Annotated in this window: 2 protein-coding genes; both read left to right on the forward strand. The window is 35.4% G+C overall.

Annotation, left to right across the window (positions count from 1 at the left end):
- Nucleotides 1-62 precede the first annotated feature (62 nt).
- Entirely contained in the window at nucleotides 63-362 is a 300-nt protein-coding gene (locus WH188_RS26200) for a transposase (protein WP_339424884.1), read from the forward strand.
- 11 nt (nucleotides 363-373) lie between these two features.
- Nucleotides 374-1,240 carry an IS3 family transposase gene (locus tag WH188_RS26205; RefSeq protein WP_339424885.1) on the forward strand — a complete coding sequence of 289 codons (867 nt, stop codon included), beginning with the start codon at nucleotides 374-376 and terminating at the stop codon, nucleotides 1,238-1,240.
- Nucleotides 1,241-1,270: the final 30 nt, after the last annotated feature.

The raw sequence follows: 1,270 nt of genomic DNA on the forward strand, positions 1-1,270 counted from the left end.
TGGAGTTGCTAACTTAGTCGGCAGATGAAGTTAAGAACAATAAATATCTTAATTTTGAAATAATGACAAAAGTCCGTAAAAAAATCGACCGCACATTTAAAGAACGTGCTGTTGAGTTAAGTAAAAGCAGGAAAAACATTTCTGAGCTTGCCCGTGAATTAGGTGTATCAGCCGCCCAATTATATAAATGGCGTAAAGAATCTGAAGAATTTGGAACAGGGAGTTTTCCCGGGAATGGCAATGTGAAACAGACTCCCGAACAGGAACGTATAAGTATTTTAGAGAAAAAACTTAAAGATTCAGAACTTGAACTTGAGATATTAAAAAAGGCCATAGGCATCTTTTCCAAGAGCGATCAATAATATATAAGTTCATAAATAGTAATCAACGAATATATCCGATTGAAAAGATGTGTAAGGTTATGGGAGTTGGTTCCAGAAGCTACTATGCTTGGAAAATTGGCTCTAAACAGCCTAATGATTCTAAAGTTGAGATTCTTGAAAATAGGATAAAAATCATTTACTTTAAGAACAAACAGCGGTATGGAAGTCCTAGAATAGCTGCTGAGTTACTGGATGATGGAGTTAAGATTTCTAGAATTACAGTTGCTAAGTATATGAGAAATATGGGCCTGCGCAGTAAAATAGGTAAAAAGTTTAAGGTTACAACAGATTCAAAACATTCGCATAAAATAATGGACAACGTATTAAATCGCGAATTCACAGCTTCGGAACCATCAAAAGTTTGGGTATCGGACATCACTTACATCCACACCAAAGAAGGGTTTCTTTATCTAACCACTATTCTTGATTTGTATGACCGTAAATGTATCGGATGGAGCATCAGTGATACAATGAGTACTCAAGAGACTTCCCTGGCAGCTTGGAAAATGGCGATCAAGAATCGAAAATTGTCTGCTGGTCTGATTTTTCATTCGGATAGAGGGACACAATATGCATGCGAAAAATTCAGCAAGATATTAGATTCTTATAAAATCATAACCCGAAGTATGAGTAGAAAAGGTAATTGTTGGGACAATGCAGTTGCAGAAAGCTTTTTTAAAACATTGAAATCGGAACAAATATATGGCAACAAATTGGTGTCCAAGGAACAAATGAAGACTGACTTATTCGAATATATTGAAATTTGGTACAATAGAGAGCGTCGCCATTCTAAACTAGGAAATCTTACTATCGAGCAATTTAACAGCAGAAAACAAAATCTTAAAAAAACTGCTTAACTCATACTGCTGATTTTATTTGCAAGTCCA

Origin of the sequence: Sphingobacterium sp. MYb388, assembly GCF_037479535.1 — a bacterium.
Classification (GTDB): domain Bacteria; phylum Bacteroidota; class Bacteroidia; order Sphingobacteriales; family Sphingobacteriaceae; genus Sphingobacterium; species Sphingobacterium anhuiense.